Below are 17,752 nucleotides of genomic sequence, written 5' to 3'. Positions count from 1 at the left end.
ACCGGCGCCGGCACTTCGATCGCGGTCTCGCGGAAGGCGCGCTCGAGCTCGTCGAGCGACACCTCGCCCGGGCGCAAGGGGCGCTCCAGCGTCTGGTCGACCAGCGAGCCCGTGGCCATCTCCTTGGCCGGCGCGGCGGCGGGGGCGTCCGGCGCCAGCGGCGGCGCTTCAGTGACGGGCGCGGCACCTGCGGCCATCGCCGCCATGCCCTGCTCGACCATCGCTTCCAGCTTGTCGATCAGGTCGCGGTCGTTGCCCTCGGGCTCGGCCTCGGTGGCCTCGAGCCCGGCCAGAATCTCCTTGATGCGGTCGATCGAGGACAGGATCACCGTCACCGCCTGCCCCGTCACCGGCATGCCGTCGCGGAATTTGCCCATCAAGGTCTCGCCGGCATGCGCCAGCGCTTCCAGACGCGGCAATCCCAAAAAGCCGCACGTGCCCTTGATGGTGTGGACCAGGCGGAAGATGTTATCCAGGATCTTGGCGTTGTTCGGCTCCTGCTCGAACTTCACCAATTGATTGTCGACGGTGTCCAGGCTCTCGCTGGTCTCCGTCAAAAACTCCCGCAACAGATCATCCATGAGGTACGCCTTACTAACCTGGACTGCGCGGCCGGCTTTCGGCCCTTGATCCCGTCGGCCAGGAGGCGTTCGAGACCGGCATCTTTGCCAAGCGGAGAGTGTCGTTGGCGAGGTTGAATCAACCCTGAAAATCGACGGACGCCCTCGTCTAAATCGTTAGACATCCCATTTCACGGTCCCGTTAATTTCATCCTCCGTGCTAATACGGATATTGAAGACAAGTTTGGCGTTTGCTCGCCTGCGCTACCGTGTCTCTGCAAAGCCGGCTGCGTGCTCTCGTCGCGATGAAGCCTTGGGTAAACGCACCGCTAATGGCAGCGCGAGCCGGCTGAAAAAGCCCCAAACATCGAGGGCAATGTGCGTGGCGCGCGCGAGCCAATGCACGGCACCGGCATTCGTCGCCCTCCGCGCACGATGCGCCGGGCAGCGTCGGCGAGACGTGAACGATCGGCACGCAGGGTAAACGGGGTCTTACCGCAGGCTCGCTGCGAGCGACGCGACGCTAACCGAGGCACGCCGAGATCGCGTCGCGATACTCCGACAGGCATTCGTCGATGGCGGTAACGAGCGCCGCCGGCGCGAACGGATCGCGCAGGCAGCGCGACGAGCTCCAGCGCCATCCCCAGGAAGTCGTCGGACGCGGGTGAATTGAGATTTGCAAACGCGTCGCCGGACATGGCGATCAACGAAATGGCAGGTGCACGCTCTGGAATAGCGGATCGAATCGAACCCGCGCATGCGCGGCATGAAGCTGTCGATGATCATCAGATCGAAGCCATCGTTCTCGAGCGCGTAAGCGCTCGACGCGGCAGACCTAGACCTGTTGCGGCCCCATCCAAAATGGTCAGAGAGACTGTCTTGGGCGAGGTGGGCGTGGCGCTGAAGCATGTCCACTTCCCCGCATGGCGGAGGCCGCATCTGTTGAAGGTCCGGCAATGTGGCTGTCGCGCTTCGACCTGCATCCATGCCTCGCCGACCGGGTACCATGTACCAAATGTACCAATTGCCAATATATCCCGACGGGCACATGATGGAACTTACGCGTGCATGGGGACGAATTCGCTATCGCGGATTTATCCGCTGACGAGACGAGAAGCAGCTTGGAAACGATGGTGCGCCCATCCAACGGTTTCCTGTCCGCGTTGTCGGCAGATGATTACGAACTGATCCGAGCACACTTGCGCACGGTCGATCTGCCGCACGAGGCGGTGCTGGTCGAGACCGGCGAAATGCTCAGGCGTGCCTACTTTCCGCATCGCGGCGTCATCTCGCTGGTCGTGAAGCTGGCCAAGGGCGAGCACGTGCAGGTCGCCATGATCGGGCGCGACAGCGTGCTTGGCGCGTTCTCGGCGCTCGGCGACTCCAACGCGCTGGGTACCGCGGTGGTACTGGTGCCCGGCACCGCGTCGATGCTGGATATCGACCGGCTGCGCGCCGCCGCCGACCAGAGCGCCGGCCTGCGGACCCGGCTCGCGCGCCACGGGCTGGCCGTCTACGCCCAGGTCCAGCAGACCGCGGGCTGCAACGCCGCCCATCCCGTGGAGTCGCGGCTGTCGCGATGCCTGTTGCAGACTCATGATCTGTCCGGCGACTACAGGCTGCTGCTGACGCAGGAGGCGATGGCGCAGATGATCGGCGCGCGGCGCAACAGCGTGTCTCTGGTCGCCAACACCTTGCAGCAGGCCAATTTCATCCACTACAGCCGCGGTCACATCCAGATCAACAATCTGGACGGCCTGCGCCAGACCGCATGCGAGTGCTACGCCACGGTGAAAGCCCAGTACGACAGGCTGCTCGGGCCGTGACGCTGCGCGGGTCCCGCCGGGCCGCGACGGCACGTGGTAAACCGACCGCTTACGGCGGAGGGCAAACACCGACGGTCTCGCTACCGGAACCGAAATCGAAATGCGGTAGACGGGGGCATTCCTCGCGCTTTCGGGCCGCGATGCACCCAACGGAAACCGAGACAGAGCAATGTTTGAGACCACCGCACGCGGACCGTCTTCGGCGGCCACGACTCGCGCGCCGCACACGAACCACATCGCGCCGGCGCCGGACGGGTGCGATGCCGAGCCGGCGCGCGAGCCGAGCGCCTTCGATGTGCTCGTGCGCGAGATCGGCGAAGACGGTGCCTGCGAAGTGCGCGCCGTGTTCTGGAGCGAGACCTCCGCGCGGCTGAAGCTGTTCGGCACGCTCGCGCTCGGAGAGCACCGCGCCAAGATCGAGCGCGAGGCGCATTCGCTGAAGAGCACTGCGAGGTCGTTCGGCTATCTCCGCCTCGCGGCGCTGGCGCTGCGACTGGAGCGCAGCGCGGCAACGCTCGACGACGACGAATTCGCCGATCTCCTCGCGCAGATGGATCTGGCCTACACAACCGCGCTGATGCAGGAGCCGCAGGGCTAGCCACGCCGGCGTGCAAATCCGCCGTACTTCTACGGTTTTGGATTTTCACACATGGCTAATCATAGGTCGCGATAGTCGCCGGAAACCAGGAGGGTTTCCATGTTCACCTATGAGACCGCGGACCAGAAGGAGGTCCGTCGCTTCCGCATCGCTCAGTTCAACGGCCGGATGGCGACGGTGAAATCGGGCGAGTCCACGGTGACCGGTTTCGTGCGTTCGGTGCTGGAGCAGGAATCGAGCGTGCCTCCGCGGTGGACCATCACCATCATCCCGAGCGCGCCGAAGGAAGAGCCGAAGCCGCTGCGGCCCGGCCTGCGCCTGCGTCCTTTCGCCGAAGATTATCTCTGAGCGCGACCAGCCGCCCCCTCCGCCGCGCCGCCACCCGGCGGCGCCGACAACAGCCTCAATCGATCGAATGCAGCAGTGCGGCGCGGACGAGATCCGCGGTGTTGCGCGCACCGAGCTTGCGCATCGCCTCGGCCCGGTGGCTCTCGAACGTGCGCGGGCTGATCTGCATCCGCAGCGCCCCCTGCTTGTTCGAATAGCCTTCGCTGATCAGCCGCAGCACCTCGCGCTCGCGCTTGGTCAGCCGCTTCTGGCTCGACACGCCGGAGAACGCGGGTCCCGCAGCGCGTGACGCCTGCGACGGGCGGCCCGCCTTCAACTCGACGTCTTCGGGCGCGGCTTGCACCGGCAGGCCGCTCTTCTGCGGACCGGCAAGCTGCTTGACCAGGCTGCAGACCCGCTCGGTCTGCGCCAGCGCATTCTCCACCACCCGCTGCAAATAGGCACGGTCGCCGGAGGCCGGCGAGAGCTGATCGCTGTGATGCTTGATCTCGCCCATGTAGAGCAGGAGTGCGGTCAGGGGGCCGTTGAGTTCGCGGGCAATCGCGGCGGCCATCTCGTCGGCCGCCTTGGCGCGGGCGGCGTTCAGCCGGACGGGATCGAGCTCTTCATGCGGAGAAGCGCTGGTTTCGTACCATTCCGACGGCCGCGAATCAGCGGCCGTATCATGCTGATGCCCCATGCGAATCGTTTAACGGAACCCAGGGGGGTCTGTGGTTAACTTTTTGCTCCGTAAGACTACGGTAATTTTGTCAGTTTTGTGCTGAAACGTCGGCACAGGCACAATTTGTGCTTGCGATCGAGCAATTCGGACCATGCTGGGGTTGACGAATCTGCCTACTTTCTGAGCAATGTGGATCATGCTGCTTTAACGATCGGTTCCATCACACCGTCGCCGGCCCCCGACTTTACGGATAAATTAACGGCGACTTGCTCTCTTAGGCACGGTTGAGAGCGCGCAAATGCCTCCACGCATGGGGCCGGTACGGCCCGCGGGAAACGCTGCGGAAGATTGCGTGCCATGAACGAGATCGATCGGCTGTGGGAGTTCTTGCAGAGGCTGACGCCGCTGTCGCGCAGCTGTCTGCTCAGCGAGCTCGAGCGGTTAGAGCTCTGCGGCATCGACATGCCGGGCTCGGCCGACATCCTGGCGCGCTTACGTGCCGAGTTCCGCAAGGACGGATCGAACCAGGCGCGCGCCACCAATCCGTCACGCTACTTCTTCGCGCCGCTCGAACTCTTGCTGATGGACGGCGCGCCCGAGCACGCCAATGCGGGACGGATCTCGCGCAACACGCTCACCCCGATCTGGGAGTGGATCTGCCGCGACCTGCTGCCGACCATGGCGCGCGACTACACCAAGGCGATCAACGACCAGGTGGCCGCCAACAATCCGAAGGAGACGCTGAAGATCGCGGCGACCTTCCAGACCAAGGTGGTCAAGGTCCTCGAGAACACCCTCGCCTCCGCGGACGGGACCGAGCTCGCACGGAGCAAGCTCGCGCAATACACGGCCTCGCGCACCGCCTTCGACGACGTGCGCAAGATGCTGCACGTGTTGCGTGCCGGCGACGCGCTGCCGAAATTCAACGAGAAGCTGCCCGAAAAGATCGCGAAATTCGACGACGGCCAGGTCGCAAAGATCACCGCGCAGCTCGACGCCTTCAGGAAATCTCACGCCAACGCGCTGCCCTTTGCGCTGGCGCTGGTGGCAAGGCGCCTGAAGACGTCGTGGGAGCTGGTGCGCCTCGCCACCAAGGGCGCCGCGAGCAAGAGCGCCACTGATGTCGCCGCCACCCCCTATGCCTGCGCGGTCCACATGGTGCTCGACCGGCTCGACGACAAGCGCCTCGCGCTGCGGATCGCGCTCAGGCATAACCGCGTGCTGATCGCGCGCGACCTGCTCGCGGAAATCTACGACCTGGAATACGCGCTCAAGGTCCGCATCGACGGGATCGAGCAGTCGGAATGGGGCATCCGCCTGCAGCAGTTGATGAATGCGATCGCCGAACTGGTGGCGGCAGAGGTGAGCCGCTTCCCGGCCAATGTCGGCCACATTCTCGGCTCGCGCCGCCTGCGCAGCCACGATTCACTCGGGGGCAAACTGAGCTATCTGGCGTGGAAGGGACGTGATGTGGTGCAGGATGGTGCGGCGGTGTTCCGCAAATTGATCGGACAGACCTAGAGCAAATTATAGTGGCTCGAAGCGCTACTGCTGGGCGCGCGGCAGGCTCAGGAAGCGATCGGTAAATCGCCCTGACAGCACGAACCAGAACCACCAGTACATCATTCGCCGCGTTGTCATTGCTGCGATCCTCCACAGCCCACCACCGGCTGCTTGGATTAATAGCGCAGGTGCAGCAATTCGCATGTGAGGTGCTTCACATTTGCCGGGACAGAGCCTGCCCGGGGGGCCGCGGCGACCCCTCGTGGAACCGTCTTGCCGGTTCGGAAGTTTTTTCGTCAAAACAACCCCATGCACAGTAGGGGGGCGGCGCTCCAGGAAAGGGCTCCCGTCATGTCCCTGTCACACGTCAACCCGGTCTCGCTGCCAGACAGCGAGCACCAGATTCAATTGCGCCGCGCCGTAATCGCCTCCACCATCGGCACGGCGATCGAGTGGTACGATTTCTTCCTCTACTCGACCGTCACCGGCCTCGTCTTCGCAAAGCTGTTCTTTCCGAATTCCGACCCCTGGGTCGGCACGCTGGAAGCTTTCGCGATCTACGCCGTCGGCTTCGTCGCGCGTCCGGTGGGCGCCGCCATCTTCGGTCACTATGGCGACCGCATCGGCCGCAAATCGACGCTGATCGCCACGCTGCTCCTGATGGGCATCGCGACCTTTGCGGTGGCGCTGGTCCCGACCTATGCGAGCATCGGCATCTGGGGTGCGGTGCTCCTGACCGTGCTGCGCTTCATTCAAGGTGTCGGCGTCGGCGGCGAATGGGGCGGCTCGGTGCTGATGTCGATGGAATGGGCGCGCAACGATCATTCGCGCGGGCTGATTGCCTCATGGCCGCAATTCGGTGTGCCCTGCGGACTCTTCCTGGCCAATCTCGCCGTGCTCGCCTTCAGCCAGATGTCCGGCGAGCAGTTCCTGTCCTGGGGCTGGCGCATTCCGTTTGCGCTGAGCCTCATCCTGGTGGGCGTCGGCCTCTACATCCGGCTCGGCATCCTCGAGACACCGGTCTTCTCCAAGCTGGTCGCCGAGCAAAAAGTCGAGCGCACGCCGATGCTCCAGGTGATCAAGGAGCATCCGAAAGAGATCCTGCTCTCGGCCTTTGCCCGCATGGCCGAGCAGGCGCCGTTCTACATCTTCACCGCGTTCGTCTTCGCCTACGGCATCAAGACGCTGAACGTGTCGCGCGACTTCCTGCTCACCGCGGTGCTCGCGGCCTCCGTGCTGTCCTTCGTCTCGATCCCGGTGTTCGGCCATCTGTCCGACCGCATCGGGCGCAAGAACATGTACATCACCGGCGCGGTCGTGTGCGGCGTGTTCGGCTTCATCTACTTCCGCATGCTCGACACCGGCTCGCATCCGGTGATCTTCCTCGCCATCATCCTGTCGCTGATCCCGCATGACATGATGTATGGCCCGCAGGCCGCGCTGATCGCGGAGAGCTTCACCGGCCGGCTGCGCTACAGCGGCGCCTCGCTCGGTTATCAGCTTGCCTCGGTGATCGCCGGCGGCCCGGCGCCGCTGATTGCGGCATGGCTGTTCGGCACCTTCGAGTCGGCCACCGCGATCGCGGTCTATATCGCACTCTGCGCGGTGATCTCGGTGGTCGCGACGGCGGCGATGACCGACTACACCGGCAAGAACATCTCGGGCGAGTACAGAACGAGCTGACGCTGCGGGTCCTTACGCGTGCGAGCGCATTAGTCCCATCATCCCCGCGCATTGGCGAAGCCAATGTCGCTGGCGGTGCGAGACTTGTGGCGCGGATGCACCGCAAGTCGAGCCATCGAAGGATCGACGGCGCCGCCGCTGCAGCCGGGCCTTATCGCACCGAGTTCTATCCGGCATATGACTACAATGCGGCCGGCATGGCCCAGCACGACAAGGCCACCGGCAAGTGATACCGGCGTTATTGAATTGGGCGAACCGCAGACGGCGCCGTCCGATTACAGGACACCGGCTGCACGCACGCTCGCGCGGCATCCCGACCAAATTGTCGTTGGATTGCCGCGCATCGCGCCGCCGCACTCCTCCAACCGTAAAAACTTCTCCACGAAAATGCGTACAATTTTACACGTGATGGCGGCTTTAACGTTACCCGGATAATTCAGTGATCAAGATGAAGCTCTCCATATTTGAAACCGCCCGCGCCGCTAACACTCCGTCACGGAACGGGAGTGGCGTGAGATGGACGACGGGCTAGTGGAAGTCGCCGAACGGAGGCCTGTAACCTTCGGACGGCGGAAAGTGACGCCGCGCGCCTGCGTGGCCGAGGGCAAGCGCCATCTGCGCGCCTTCCTCTGCGAGGTGCTCGAGGATCTCGGCTTCGTCACCAGCGAATGCGCCAGCGCGGACGAGCTGCAGGCAGTGCTCGCCAGCGAGCTGCCGGACCTGATCCTGCTCGGCATTGCCGCCGACGGCATCGAGCCGGCAAAGGTCCTGGAGACGCTGGTGCGCGAGGCCTTCGGCGGCAAGGTACTGGCCGTCGGCGCCCGCGAGTCGATCATCCTGAAAGCGGTGCAGCAGGTCGGCGACGAGTATGGCCTTACGATGCTGCCGTCGCTGACGACGCCGTTCGCCGCCGAGACGCTGCGCGAGCGTGTCGCGATGCTGTTGCCGGAGGAGCCGGCGCCGAGCCCGGCCGTGCATGTCGGCGAGGCCTTGCACGCGGGCTGGCTCGAGCTCTGGTACCAGCCCAAGATCAATGCGCGCACGCTGGTCCGCTGCGGCGCCGAGGCGCTGGTGCGGATGCGGCATCCGACCTGGGGCGTGGTGCCGCCGGCCTATTTCATCCCTGATGCCGACGACCCGCATTTCCGCGCGCTGTCGGAGTTCGTGATCGAGCGCGCCATGCACGACTGGCACTATCTGATGGAGCGGCAGAGCACGGTCGATCTGTCGATCAACCTTCCCGCCTCATATCTGACGGAACCGCAGGCCGTCCGTGATCTGTGCCGGCGCGTGCCGAACCACCCCGCCTTCGGCGGGCTGACCATCGAGATCGACAGCGTGGAGGCGATCCGCGACCTCGATGTCCTCGTCGAGGTCGCGCGCGAGGTGGGCCTCCATAACATCGGCCTGTCGATCGACAATCTCGGCGCCAACTGGCCGGCGCTGATGGGCCTGGACAGAATTCCCTTTGTCGAGCTGAAGACCGACCGGCAGTTCGTCACCGGCAGCGGCAATGATCGCCTGAAGCGGACGGTGTGCCGTCACATCGTCGAGCTCGCCAAAGGCTACGGCGCGCGCAGCGTGGCCGAGGGCGTCGAGAGCCGCGCCGATCTCATGACCGCGACAGAGCTCGGCTTCGACCACGAGCAGGGCTTTCTGTTCGGCAAGCCGATGCCACTGAAGAAGTTCGCACGGAGCGCGTTGACGCGGACGGTGATGGGGCGGGAGTGAGGCGCGGCTCGCTCACGCATACCGCCGCGCGCCGGCGACACAGACGACGACGAGCGCGGTCGCTGCGATCATGCTCCATGCGACGGGCTCGTGCAGGAGCAGGCCGGCCAGCGCGAGACCGAGGAACGGCTGGACCTGTTGAAGCTGACCGACACGCGCGATGCCGCCGATCGCGAGCCCGCGATACCAGAACACGAATCCGACGAACATGCTGAAGACGGAGACGTAGGCGAGCCCGATCCAGGCCGGCGTGCCGATGCCCGTCCATGTCGGCGGCAAGGTCAGGACCATGACCGGCACCATCAGCGGCAGAGCCAGCAGCAGCGCCCAGGAGATCACCTGCCAGCCGCCGAGCCTGCGCGACAGCGCGGCGCCCTCGGCATAGCCGAGCCCGCACAGCACGATCGCCGCGACCATCAGGAGATCGCCGGTGAGCGAGGCCGAGCCGTCGGTCGACAGGGCAAAGCCGGCCACCGTGGTGCTGCCGAGGATCGCGAACAGCCAGAACAGCGGCTGCGGGCGTTCGCCGCCGCGGAGCACGCCGAAGATCGCGGTCGACAGTGGGAGCAAGCCAATGAACACGATCGAATGCGCCGAGGTAATGTGCTGGAGCGCGAGCGCCGTCAGCAGCGGAAAGCCGACCACCACGCCAATCGACACGATCGCCAGTGAGATGAGATCCTTGCGCTCCGGCCGCGACTGATTGAGCAGGCCGAGCAGGGCCGCACCCAACAGCGCGGCGATCACCGCGCGCGCCGAGGTCAAAAACAGCGCGGAGAAGCCGCCGACTGCGACGCGCGTCGCCGGCAGCGAGCCGCTGAAGATGATGACGCCCAAAAGTCCGTTGCCCCAGCCGCCCGCAGATTGCATGTCGCCTCGCATTTCCGTCAGGCCATTCTCGGCGTTCACCCGTGGCGGGGCCAGCGACAATCCAGTACAATCCAGCAAAACTGTATCGGTATGGAAGGCCATACACTTTGGACGCCGAAACACGAAAGAGCGGCCGGAGCGGGACGCGAACGACCGAGGTGATGGGCGCGATCCGCGCCAAGATCGCAGGCCGCGCGCTCGCCGCCGGCGACCGCCTGCCCTCGATCCGCAGCCTTGCAACCAGCATGGGCGTTTCGCCGTCCACCGTGGTTGACGCCTATGACCGCCTCGCGGCCGAGGGCCAGATCCGCGCCCGCCGCGGCTCGGGCTTCTATGTCTCACCGACCGTCATGCCACCGCTTGCGCTGGCGGAGGACGAACCGCGCCGCGACCGGGCGGTCGATCCGTTCTGGGTCTCGCGGCAATCGCTCGATACGGATGCCGCCGTGCTGAAGCCCGGCTGCGGCTGGCTGCCGCCGGACTGGATGCCGGATGCGGCGTTGCGCCGCGCCGTGCGCGCCCTCGCGCGCACTGAAGCGAGCCTTCTGACCGACTATGGCGGCACGCGCGGCGCGCTGGCGCTGCGCCGGCTCTTGCTCACGCGTCTTGCCGACGATGCGATCGCGGCATCGATCGACCAGCTCATGCTCACGGGCTCGGGCACGCAGGCGACCGATCTCGTCTGCCGCTTCCTGCTCCGTCCCGGCGATACGGTGCTGGTCGACGATCCCTGCTACTTCAATTTTCGCGCGCTGCTCCGGGCACACCAGGTGAAGATCATCAGTGTGCCCTATACGCAATCGGGCCCGGACGTCGCGAGCTTCGAACAAAACCTCGCCGCCGAGCGGCCGCGCCTCTACATCACCAATTCAGCGCTGCACAACCCGACCGGCGCGACGCTCTCGCTGCCGACCGCGCACCGGCTTTTGAGCGCGGCCGCAGCGCATGACCTCACCATCATCGAGGACGACATCTTTGGCGACTTCGAGCCGGAGCGATCGCCGCGCCTCGCCGCGCTCGACGGGCTCGCCCGCGTGATCCGTATCGGCAGTTTCTCCAAGACGCTCTCGGCCTCGGTGCGCTGCGGCTACATCGCTGCGCGCGCCGACTGGATCGAGCATCTCGTCGACCTCCAGGTCGCGACCAGCTTCGGCGGCCCGAGCCCGGTCGCCACCGAGATGATCGCAAGAGTGCTGGCCGGCGGCGGCTACCGCAAGCACATGGACGAGCTCAGGCAAAAGCTCGCGCGCGCAAGGCGTGACGTGGCGCGGAAACTTCAGGCTTTGGGCATCGAGCCGTGGCTGATGCCGCGCGGCGGCATCTTCCTCTGGTGCCGCCTCGCTGACGGACGGGACGCGACGCAAGTCGCGCGCGCGGCCCTCGAGGAGGATGTGGTGCTGGCGCCGGGCAACGTCTTCAGCGTGGCGCAGACGGCGACGAGCTTCCTGCGGTTCAACGTGGCGCAAATGAGCGATCCGCGGATGTGGGATGTGATGCGGCGGGCGTTGAAGGCGAACGGCGCGGGGCTCTAACGAAAGTCCCCGCCGCGTCGGCGCAGTAATAGTTGCAAGCCGTAAAGGCTGAGATACGGTTGAGAAGCAGGCTCATCCAGAATTGGGCCAGGTGGGGAGAAAACACATCATGAAATTACGCAGTGCTTTTTGCGCCACGTGCCTGGTCGGCCTCGTCGGCAGCGGCGCGGCGATCGCTGGAACCAACGACATCCTGATCGGCCTCGACAGCAAGATCACCTATGGTCCCGAGGGCCAGATGAATGGGGCTCCGGGTAACGATGCCGTGCTGGTTGTAGACGTCTCCAGCCCGGCCAAACCCAGGATTCGCGCCAGCTTGCCACTGGCGAACTCTCTGCTGGGCCCGCCCACGAACCTCCAGATCACACCAGACGGCAGGCTGGGCCTGGTCGCCAATTCCGTGGTTCACATCCAGGAGGGGAGCTCCTGGAAAACGGTCCCGGATGACAAACTGTACGTGATTGACCTCACGGCGGATCCGCCGAAGTTGATCGACACGGTGACCGTCGGGCGCCAGCCGTCCGGTCTATCGATCTCAAGGAAGGGCGACCTCGCATTGATTGCCAACCGAGACGGCAAGAGTGTCTCTGTTGTCTCGATCCAGGGTTCGACGGTCAAGGCGATCGGCGAGGTACCGGTGGAACAGCAGGCTGCTGCCGTTGTCATCGCACCCGACGGCAAACGCGCCTTCGTCTGCCTCAACCTCGTGAACAAGATCGGCGTGTTGGCGATCGATGGACAAAACGTGACCTACGACAAGTCGATGGACATTCCATCGGCATTCAATCCCTACAACATCGACATCACGCCAGACGGCAAGTACGTCATCGCATCCAACACCGGCGCACAGAAGAACAACGCCGATGCCGCGGTGATTATCGAAGCGACGGGCCCCCATCCCCACGTGGTCGACGTGATGACCCCTGGTATCGGACCGGAAGGCTTCGCCATCGCGCCCGATGGGAAGACCGCGGCCACCCCGCTGCTGCTCGGCACCTCGGCCAAGGACAGCGACTGGTTCAAGACCAAAGGTGGCGAACTCGTTCTGATGTCGATCGGCGCCGGCGGCAAGCTGACGGTAACTGCGCGTGCGCCGCTCGGTGGCCTGCCGGAGGGCGTCGTCTACAGCCCGAACAGCGACTACCTGTATGTGGCCAACTATATCGACCAGGACCTGCAGGTGTTTGACCTCGCTGGCGGCAAGCTGACCGAGGCAGGGCCCAGGCTGAAGTTGCCAGGCCAGCCGGCATCCATGCGCGCGCCAGCGCGGTAGAGCGATGCGTGCTTCCGCGGACTCGGTCCGCGGAATGTAGCCCCCATGCCTACGCCAATGTGCTTCCAGATCAGCGCGGGGGTGGTTTGCGTGTCCGGTCTTGGCGCCACCTCGGCCTGCGGCGAGGTCCGTTATAGCGCCGCTATCAGGATCACGGCGGACTCATATACGTTCCGACTGCGGCGCGGTTTATGAGGCCACGCGTCTAGTTCGCCTTGATGCCCGCTTCGTTGATGAGCTTTTCCCATTTTGTGCTTTCGCTCCGAATGAAGCGGCCGAACTGCTCGGGCGAAGTCGGGGCGGGCTCTGCGCCGAGGGTCCGGATCTTCTCGACCACCGACGGGTCTTTCAGGGCCTTCACGAAGGCTTCGTTGAGCCTTGTGACGATGTCGGCCGGCGTGCCGGCCGGAGCAACGAGCCCGAACCAGCCTACGGATTCGAAGCCCGTGATGCCGCTCTCGGCGAGAGTCGGCACGTCGGGCAAGGATGCAAGGCGGCGCGCCGAGGAAACGCCGATCGCGTTGAGCCTGCCCTCGAGGATGAGTTGCCTCGATGCAGGGATGTCCAGCACCGCGAAGGGGACATGCCCCGCAAGGACGTCGACCGTTGCCGGTGCGGTGCCGCGATACGGCACCAGCTCCATGCTGATCCCCGCCTTCTGCGTGAACAGCGCGGCCGTCAGATGCATCACCGTCGAATTGCCGCCATGGCCGATCGACAGCGCGCCCGGCTTGGCCTTGGCGAGCGCGATCGTCTCGGCCGCGGTGTGCGCAGGGATGTCCGCGGACGCGACGAGCACGAAGGGAATCTCCGCAAGCAACGTGATCGGCGCGAGATCCTTGGGATCGAACGGCATTGCCGGATTGAGATGCGGATTGACCGTCAGCGCGCCTGCCGGCGCGACGCCGAGTGTGTAGCCGTCGGGCCTTGCCTGCGCGACCGCGGCCATGCCGATGTTGCCCCCTGCCCCGGCGCGGTTCTCGATCACGAGGCTCTGCTTGAGCTCGGCGGTGACGACCGGTTCGAGCGCACGGATGACGGTATCGGCACTGCCGCCGGGCGGGAAGGTCACGACGATCTTGATCAATTGCTCCGGATAGGCCGCTTCACCGGTCTCCAGCGGCAGCACGGCGAAAACCGCGCCCGACAGCAGCGCCAGAATGCAGCGCCTTGCAACGTGAAACACGTTCCCCTCCTCGATGCGTTCTTATATTTGTCACCAACGGCCGTCAGGCCGGCAGCTTGACGCCCTTTATGCCGCAGCACCAGTGATGCGCGTCAGCAGGACTTGCGGATTCTCGGGCGCGGCCTGCCCGCGCCAGGCGATGTGCTGGTCGGGCCGCGCGAGCACGAGCTTCTCGGCATAGGCGCCGTTCGCCTCGTCCGGCGCGACGTCGACCAGCGCGAGCGGCACGCCGCGCTCTTTCGCGGCAGACAGCAGCCGCGTCACGTCGATCGCCGGGTCGAACCGCAGCAACGTGTAACCCACTCCGAATGCATCGTAGAGCGATCGTCCGTCGCGCAGGAACAGATGCGGCGCACGCGCGCCCGGCACGGTGGAGGGCGTGAAGCTGCCCATCGCGTAAGCCGGCGGAGTTTCGCCGTCATAGGCGATGATCGGCGAGGCGTCGTAGTAGTAGCCGAAGTTGAGGCCGGCGCAGCAATATTGCTGCACGTTGAGATCGTAGGCCGCTTTCGCAAGCGCTGCGCGCGCCGCGTGGCCGCGCGGCGTGTCGTCCTCGATCTCCGCCGAGACGCCGCCGCGCTGCGCCATCATCTTCATCGCATGGTCCATCGCAAAGCGCGACACCTGCTCGGTGATGGGCTGGCGCTCCGCCTGGTAAGCATCGAGGATCGAAGCCGGCGCCCACCCGTTCAAATGCGCCGCCAATTGCCAGCAGAGATCAACGGCATCGGCGATGCCCGCATTCATGCCGTAGCCGGCATAGGGCATCCACAAATGCGCGGCGTCGCCGCAGATGAAGACCCTGCGGTCACGGAAGCGATCGGCCACCAGCCGACGCCCGACCCAATCCTCCTTGCTGAGAACGCGGTATTCGAAGCGCTCATCGACACCGAGGATGGCGCGGATGGACCAGTCGCGATCGACCGAGTCGAACTCCGGCTCGTCGGGCTTCAGATGATTGTGGATCAGCCAGCGGTCGTGACCGTCGATTGCAACCGTCGTGCCCGAGCGGCGCGGGTTGAGCGAGAGCACCATCCAGGCCGGCTTGTGCGCCCCCATCAGCTCCTTGAGCGCTGGGGCTTCGATATAGGTCGATTGCACGCGCTGGATCACCGGCGTCCCGGACAGGCTGGCCCCGATCGATTTGCGAACCTGCGAACGGCTGCCGTCACAGCCGATGACAAAGCTGGCTTCGATGCGGAGCGTGCTGCCGCTGTCGAGATCGCGGGCCAGCGCGACCACGTCGTCGTCGCCCTGTTCGATCGCCACGATTTCGGTGCGCGCCAGAATGGTGATGCGCGGCTGGGCCGCCGCATGGCTGAACAGGATCGGCTCGAGATAGATCTGGTTGATCCGGTGCGGCGGCTCGGGCGTCGGCCACCAGGTGTCGGGGCCGCCGGTTGCGCCGTAGCGGCGTGCGCGGGAGGGGATGTCGATGCGGCAGAGCTCGATGCCGGTCGCAGTGGTCCGGTAGGAGCAATCGTTCGGGAAGTCCGCGGGCAACCCTGCCGCGCGCAGCTTTGCGGCCACGCCGAGCCGGCGGAAGATTTCCATCGAGCGCGCCGACACGTGATTGCATTTGACGTTGGGCGGATCGCCGGCGTGGCGGATCTCCGCGACGACGACGTCGATCCCGCGCGAAGCCAGATCCATGGCCGCGGTCAATCCCACGGGCCCGGCGCCCACGACCAATACCTGCGTCCTCATCGTCTCCATCCCCTTGCATGGCCGCGGACTTCGCCGCTTGCGCAGCATGCATTTTATTGCAAGATCACTTATGAGATAAGACGGAAAGAACTCATCAATTCATGAGCTTTGCCTATGAATGTCACCTTGCGGCAGCTACGGGCCTTCACTGGAGTCTATCGCACGCGCAGCATCACGCGGGCTGCGCGCGAGCTCGGGATCACGCAATCGGCGGCGAGCCTGTTGCTCCAGCAGCTCGAAAGCCAGCTCGGCGTAAAGCTGTTCGATCGCTCCACGCGTTCGGTGCAGCCGACGCTGGCGGCCCACGACGCCTTTCAGTCCGCCGAACGCATGCTGAACGACGCGCTGGGCCTGTCACGGCGCATGCGCGACCTCGCACAGGCGCGCGCCGGCCGCGTCGCCTTTGTCGCCTCAGCCGGCGCCGCATCGGCGCTGCTGCCGGCCGTGCTCTCGCGCTTCCGCGCGGCCCATCCCGACATCGAGATCGACATGCGCGACGTCGCAGCCGACGATCTCGTTCCGCGCATGATCGCAACCGATGCGGAGTTCGCGATCGGCAGCGTCGAAGGCGAGATCGCGGAGATGACGGTCGAGACGCTGACCCGCGGGCGGCTGAGCGCGATCGGCCGGCGCACCGCCGACTTCGCCGCGCGGCGTTCGCTGACATGGGACGAGCTGGCGGAGCGGCCGACGATCGCGATGCGACGCGAGACGCGAATCCGCATGCAGATCGATCAGGCGCTGGGCCCACAGGGCAAGCGCCTCACCCCAACCTATGAAGTGACGCTGATCAATACGGCGCTCGCGATGACGGCGCAGGGACTGGGCCTTGCCATCCTTCCCGCGACCATGCTGCCGGCCGACCAGTTTCCGACGCTGATCGCAAGGCCTCTGGTGCGCCCGGCCATCACCCGCCCGGTGTCGCTGCTGCAGCGGCAAGGACGAACACTGTCGCCGGCTGCACAGGCGTTTGTCTCGACGGCGCGGGCAGCTCTCGCGCAGCGATCCGGGCGAGGGTCTTAAGCGGAAGGGAAGATCAGACACATGATGGCGGAGAGGGAGGGATTCGAACCCCCGATAGGCTTGCACCTATGCCGCATTTCGAGTGCGGTGCATTCAACCACTCTGCCACCTCTCCTTGGGTGCCGATGAGGGGCAGGAACCCCTGTGGTCGGGGCGTGTAATAGGCGAGGATGGCGGGCCAGACAAGGCGCGAAAGGCGAAAATCCGCCGCCTCTTTACTGCTCTCTGCCTTCATCCCAAGGGAACCGCCATGGAGCATCTGACGATCAAGGCCAATGGCGCCAGTTTCCACCTGGTCCGCGCCGGCACCGGCAAACCGCTGCTTTTGCTGCATGGCTGGCCGGAATTCTGGCTGACCTGGGAGCCGGTGATGGCGCGGCTTGCGGACCGATTCACGCTGATCGCGCCCGATCTGCGCGGCTTTGGCGACAGCGACAAGCCGGACGGGCCGTACGGTGCCGATGGCCATGCGGCGGACATGCTGGCGCTGATGGACGGGCTTGACATCGCGCGATTCGGCGTGGTCGGCCATGACGTCGGCGGCGCGGTGATGCAGCCCTTGGCTCGGCAGGCACCCGAGCGGCTCGCCGGGCTGTTCTTCTTCGATTTCGTCTATCCCGGCATCGGGCCGCGTATGGCGGCGCCCGACCGGCTCAACCACATCTGGTATCAGTCCTTCCACCAGATGGAGATGGCACCGCGGCTCGTCGGCGCGAACCGCGAAAGCTGCCGTCTCTACGTCAGTCACTTCCTCAAAGGCTGGGCTCACCGCAAGGACGCCTTCGATGAGGTGCTCGACGATTTCGCCGACAACTTCGTCAAGGACGGCAATCTCGCCGGCGGCTTTGCGTATTATCGCGCCGCGCATGCGGCCCGAATCAAGATGATGCAGGGCGAGACGCCACAGCTTCCGCCGATCGCCGTGCCGACCTGCATCCGCTGGGCCGAGCACGATCCGCTGTTTCCCTATGCCTGGACCGATCGGCTGGGCGAGACTTTTGGCGATTTCGATCTCGCGATGTTCGGGGATGTCGGACATTTCCCGCATCGCGAGAATCCGGAGCGTGCGGCGAGCGAGATCGCGACATTCTTTCAGCGGATAGGCTGGAGCTGACCCCGAAATGGGGTGGGACCGCCAGACGCGGTAAACACTGGCGGTCCCGTATCGCTCATTGAAATGCTAGCCGGGAAGGGCGGCTTCGCCGGCCAGGTGAAGCGACGATTCGACCCTAACGTGCGGCCGGTGCGCCG

At 65.2% G+C, this 17,752-nt stretch carries 16 protein-coding genes, 1 tRNA gene and 1 pseudogene; 11 read left to right on the top strand and 7 right to left on the bottom strand.

The genetic code is table 11. From position 1 onward, the window contains the following. Both K289_RS45335 and K289_RS52450 read right to left on the bottom strand, forming a co-directional pair. Positions 1-581 (bottom strand): Hpt domain-containing protein (locus K289_RS45335; RefSeq protein ID WP_035686022.1); only part of this gene is annotated, 581 nt, incomplete at its 3' end. A 502-nt stretch (positions 582-1,083) separates the two neighbouring features. Next, a pseudogene (locus K289_RS52450) lies at positions 1,084-1,373 on the bottom strand (response regulator); the annotation flags it as partial. 317 nt (positions 1,374-1,690) lie between these two features. On the opposite strand from K289_RS52450, the gene K289_RS0127960 reads away from it, so the two are divergent. The 3 genes from K289_RS0127960 (at position 1,691) to K289_RS0127950 (ending at position 3,332) form a co-directional block, all read left to right on the top strand. Then, positions 1,691-2,386 carry a Crp/Fnr family transcriptional regulator gene (locus K289_RS0127960; RefSeq protein WP_198024785.1) on the top strand — a complete coding sequence of 232 codons (696 nt, stop codon included), beginning with the start codon at positions 1,691-1,693 and terminating at the stop codon, positions 2,384-2,386. A gap of 169 nt (positions 2,387-2,555) precedes the next feature. Next, positions 2,556-2,984 (top strand): Hpt domain-containing protein, encoded by a 429-nt coding sequence (locus K289_RS0127955; protein WP_084788740.1) that lies wholly within the window; start codon positions 2,556-2,558, stop codon positions 2,982-2,984. A gap of 99 nt (positions 2,985-3,083) precedes the next feature. After that, positions 3,084-3,332, top strand: a complete 249-nt coding sequence (locus tag K289_RS0127950; protein WP_027554537.1) for a hypothetical protein — start codon at positions 3,084-3,086, stop codon at positions 3,330-3,332. Between the two features lie 55 nt (positions 3,333-3,387). Here K289_RS0127950 and K289_RS0127945 read toward each other — a convergent pair whose 3' ends face one another. After that, a complete protein-coding gene (locus K289_RS0127945) occupies positions 3,388-4,011 on the bottom strand; it encodes a helix-turn-helix transcriptional regulator (protein WP_027554536.1) in 624 nt (207 codons plus the stop codon). Between the two features lie 339 nt (positions 4,012-4,350). Between K289_RS0127945 and K289_RS0127940 the strand changes: the two genes are divergently transcribed. The 4 genes from K289_RS0127940 to K289_RS0127925 all read left to right on the top strand — a co-directional run bounded on the left by K289_RS0127940 (position 4,351) and on the right by K289_RS0127925 (position 8,910). Further along, positions 4,351-5,514 (top strand): hypothetical protein, encoded by a 1,164-nt coding sequence (locus K289_RS0127940; protein ID WP_027554535.1) that lies wholly within the window; start codon positions 4,351-4,353, stop codon positions 5,512-5,514. Between the two features lie 333 nt (positions 5,515-5,847). Further along, positions 5,848-7,179, top strand: coding sequence for an MFS transporter (locus K289_RS0127935; RefSeq protein WP_027554534.1), 1,332 nt, complete (start codon positions 5,848-5,850; stop codon positions 7,177-7,179). A gap of 95 nt (positions 7,180-7,274) precedes the next feature. Then, positions 7,275-7,409: a hypothetical protein gene (locus K289_RS52855; protein ID WP_256380018.1), complete on the top strand. Its 135-nt coding sequence runs from the start codon at positions 7,275-7,277 to the stop codon at positions 7,407-7,409. A gap of 286 nt (positions 7,410-7,695) precedes the next feature. Next, positions 7,696-8,910: an EAL domain-containing protein gene (locus K289_RS0127925; RefSeq protein WP_027554533.1), complete on the top strand. Its 1,215-nt coding sequence runs from the start codon at positions 7,696-7,698 to the stop codon at positions 8,908-8,910. A gap of 12 nt (positions 8,911-8,922) precedes the next feature. Here the strand turns inward: K289_RS0127925 and K289_RS0127920 are convergent, their stop codons facing one another. After that, positions 8,923-9,780, bottom strand: a complete 858-nt coding sequence (locus K289_RS0127920) for a DMT family transporter (protein WP_027554532.1) — start codon at positions 9,778-9,780, stop codon at positions 8,923-8,925. A gap of 161 nt (positions 9,781-9,941) precedes the next feature. Here K289_RS0127920 and K289_RS0127915 point away from each other — a divergent pair, with 161 nt between their 5' ends. Then, positions 9,942-11,312, top strand: coding sequence for a PLP-dependent aminotransferase family protein (locus tag K289_RS0127915; protein WP_051310880.1), 1,371 nt, complete (start codon positions 9,942-9,944; stop codon positions 11,310-11,312). Between the two features lie 91 nt (positions 11,313-11,403). Beyond that, the gene (locus K289_RS0127910) at positions 11,404-12,585 is read left to right on the top strand and encodes a YncE family protein (RefSeq protein ID WP_156918215.1); all 1,182 of its coding nucleotides are present in this window, start codon (positions 11,404-11,406) and stop codon (positions 12,583-12,585) included. A gap of 205 nt (positions 12,586-12,790) precedes the next feature. On the opposite strand, the gene K289_RS0127905 is transcribed toward K289_RS0127910, so the two are convergent. Next, on the bottom strand, positions 12,791-13,771 hold the full coding sequence (locus tag K289_RS0127905; RefSeq protein ID WP_027554529.1) for a tripartite tricarboxylate transporter substrate binding protein: 981 nt from the start codon (positions 13,769-13,771) through the stop codon (positions 12,791-12,793). Between the two features lie 66 nt (positions 13,772-13,837). Further along, a complete protein-coding gene (locus tag K289_RS0127900) occupies positions 13,838-15,487 on the bottom strand; it encodes an FAD-dependent oxidoreductase (protein ID WP_027554528.1) in 1,650 nt (549 codons plus the stop codon). Positions 15,488-15,592: 105 nt separating this feature from the next. Between K289_RS0127900 and K289_RS0127895 the strand changes: the two genes are divergently transcribed. Continuing rightward, positions 15,593-16,501 carry a LysR family transcriptional regulator gene (locus K289_RS0127895; protein WP_027554527.1) on the top strand — a complete coding sequence of 303 codons (909 nt, stop codon included), beginning with the start codon at positions 15,593-15,595 and terminating at the stop codon, positions 16,499-16,501. A 25-nt stretch (positions 16,502-16,526) separates the two neighbouring features. Here K289_RS0127895 and K289_RS0127890 read toward each other — a convergent pair. Next, positions 16,527-16,616: transfer RNA gene (locus K289_RS0127890), tRNA-Ser, on the bottom strand. A gap of 135 nt (positions 16,617-16,751) precedes the next feature. On the opposite strand from K289_RS0127890, the gene K289_RS0127885 reads away from it, so the two are divergent. Continuing rightward, the gene (locus K289_RS0127885; RefSeq protein ID WP_027554526.1) at positions 16,752-17,615 is read left to right on the top strand and encodes an alpha/beta fold hydrolase; all 864 of its coding nucleotides are present in this window, start codon (positions 16,752-16,754) and stop codon (positions 17,613-17,615) included. Positions 17,616-17,752 lie beyond the last annotated feature (137 nt).

Origin of the sequence: Bradyrhizobium sp. Cp5.3 (assembly GCF_000426265.1) — a bacterium.
Taxonomy (GTDB): Bacteria; Pseudomonadota; Alphaproteobacteria; order Rhizobiales; family Xanthobacteraceae; genus Bradyrhizobium; species Bradyrhizobium neotropicale.
This window is presented reverse-complemented; position numbering and strand designations above follow the sequence as displayed.